Annotated in this window: 3 protein-coding genes; 2 read left to right on the top strand and 1 reads right to left on the bottom strand. The window is 42.5% G+C overall.

Translation table 11 applies throughout. The features are described from left to right. Positions 1-384: hypothetical protein (locus tag B157_RS35215; protein ID WP_211224989.1), on the top strand; the 384-nt coding region annotated here is incomplete at its 5' end. Between the two features lie 72 nt (positions 385-456). Further along, the gene (locus tag B157_RS0112665; protein WP_020603697.1) at positions 457-648 is read left to right on the top strand and encodes a hypothetical protein; all 192 of its coding nucleotides are present in this window, start codon (positions 457-459) and stop codon (positions 646-648) included. Positions 649-714: 66 nt separating this feature from the next. Here B157_RS0112665 and B157_RS0112660 read toward each other — a convergent pair whose 3' ends face one another. Beyond that, positions 715-1,800 carry a replication initiation protein gene (locus tag B157_RS0112660; RefSeq protein WP_020603696.1) on the bottom strand — a complete coding sequence of 362 codons (1,086 nt, stop codon included), beginning with the start codon at positions 1,798-1,800 and terminating at the stop codon, positions 715-717. Positions 1,801-2,216: the final 416 nt, after the last annotated feature.

The raw sequence follows: 2,216 nt of genomic DNA, 5'->3' as shown, positions 1-2,216 counted from the left end.
AAGCCGTTGTCGAAGTGGAAGCGTTATTCAGTCACGTCACAGGCATTAAAAAATAACCTTATGGCCGTATCAGCACCACCTAAAAAGAAGGCAGTACCCGCCAGCATCACCGATCAGCCGACGGTCAAAGGGCAGGAAAGGAAGATAGACGAGATTATAAACCGGGGTAGTACGACTATCGGGAAAGCAGAGCAGCAGGAGCAGGTTAAGAATTTTAATATCAAAATTATGTCCGGCCAGCTTGCCGCAGTTGACCAGTTACGGGCCAAACGGCCACGCAAGCCGACCAGTCCAAAGCTTGGCGTTTCCTTACAAGACTGGATAATAGAAGCAATTGAAGAGAAGGTAGAAAGGGAGAAAAAGAAGTATAATTTGGGTGTGTAACTGCACCTGTTTTTACACCTCTTTTTAGGTATAAAAACAGGTGCAGTTACACACCCAAAAATATAGCTTGATATGCTCAGATTGACCAAAAAAGAAGCGAAGGAGAAAGCTCCGAAGATGGTAGCCGTAATTAAAAATGGGCATACAGAGGCAGAGTTAGCCGAATCGGGCGAACGGTGGGTTAACCATCAGGGTCCCTATTTAACCCTTGCAGAAACGATTGCTATCGAAAAAGCGAAACAGAAGGGCCAGGCTGATAAATAGAATTCTGAAGCAGTCAGCGAAAAGCAAAGCAGTTACGCACCGCGTTTTCATCAGGGCTCAACTGCTTTACTTTTCTAAAGCGTCTTCAACTTCCTGTTTTAATCGTTCCTGAGCACCTTTACCCATTCTCACAAACACGGCGTTGCAGTACTTTGCCCGGTCTTCTATACGGTCGTTTGAGTTCTCTTTTAGTTGCCAATCGTATACCAGCTTGTTAGCCGCTTTAGTGCCTATGTCTTCTAGATATAGGGCTATATTTTTGTCTGTTACTTTCCACGACCGTAGACCAGCTATTACTTTGGATATACTAGTGTGTTGAAGCCAGTACTCTGGTATTTTACCATCCTGCTTACGTTTGAGCGTGAATTTAAAGCCAATTATTTTTTTCCGCCCCCGTGTCAGTCGATCAGTCTCGTAAACAGGCTCAAAGTCAAAGGCTAAATTCGTATTGGCCAGTTCTTCTAATGGCTCCGTAATAGTGCGGTTTATCAAGTCTTTAGTTAGAGGGTACTTAATTTTTGGGTTTCCGTCTTTATCCCATTTAACCCTACCCCGTTTGTCTTTTTCTTGAGCACAGTCCATTAATTGCCGGTATTGTTCGACCGTCGGACACCATAGACCCGTATCCCGATAAGCTGACAGGATTTCAAAGAAGCGCATCGAGTACCAGCTTTTTAGCCCCATATAGTTATTAAGCTGATGAGTTGAGTAATGGGCAATCTGGATAAAATACGGCTCTAATTGTGGATTGAGCAGTATCGTAATAATTCCATCTTTATACCCCACGGCCCGTTCCTTCGTTGAGTCGAGTAAATGCCGGGCGAACCATTCCGAACTATCTATGCTTTCAAATTCCCAAACAGCCGCTAGCAACTCACGCAATGACCCTTGCACCTCTTTGTAAGCGGTCTCTTTACTTATTCCGACATCAGTGATAATGTCCACAATACGAAACTGATAGTAAGGCCGCAACTTAAAATCGTCGTCTCGTATTTGGTCGATTACACGGGCCATGATCCGCTTAGCGGACACACTCATTCGACCTTGGCGGGCAAAGGTTACATTCCAATGCTGTTTAACTAATTCTTTGTGCTTCGGCTCATAGGTCAACTCGAGCGGTAACGTTAGCTGAGTGCTACGCTTGTCTTCCATAGGGTTTATATTTTTGTCGACACTTCGGGAGATGGACAAAGATATGTGTAATAAAAGGACAAGGAAAATATTTGCCTTATAAATCAGGAGTATTTGTCCTTTTATTACTCTTACGAGTGGGGGTATTTGTCCTTTTATTCAGAACTGTGAGTGGGGGTATTTGTCCTTTTATTCGGCATCACTCTATATATAGTATTTAACTATAATAGTAAATTTTCCTACTATAATAGTTGTGAAGCCGCGCGTTGCTAAAAAGATGTGGATAAGGTCAAGAAGGCTAAAAAATTTCCCTGATGAGTGAACGAAAAACAAAAAACAAAAAGGGCCGCGCGTTTAGTAAAAAGAGGAAAAAGGGCGGCAACTAAAAATTTAGTTTATTTACTAAAATCATAAATTAGACACATGTCATTTTTTTT

This window comes from Spirosoma spitsbergense DSM 19989, from assembly GCF_000374085.1.
Classification (GTDB): Bacteria; Bacteroidota; Bacteroidia; order Cytophagales; family Spirosomataceae; genus Spirosoma; species Spirosoma spitsbergense.
Note: the sequence above shows the minus strand (reverse complement) of the source record. Positions and strands in the feature narration are given on the sequence as shown.

What these genes read in the sequence shown, in the direction of transcription:
- B157_RS0112660 (WP_020603696.1), bottom strand. Translation starts at nt 1,800, where the DNA reads ATGGAAGACAAGCGTAGCACTCAGCTAACGTTACCGCTCGAGTTGACC.
- B157_RS0112665 (WP_020603697.1), top strand. Translation starts at nt 457, where the DNA reads ATGCTCAGATTGACCAAAAAAGAAGCGAAGGAGAAAGCTCCGAAGATG.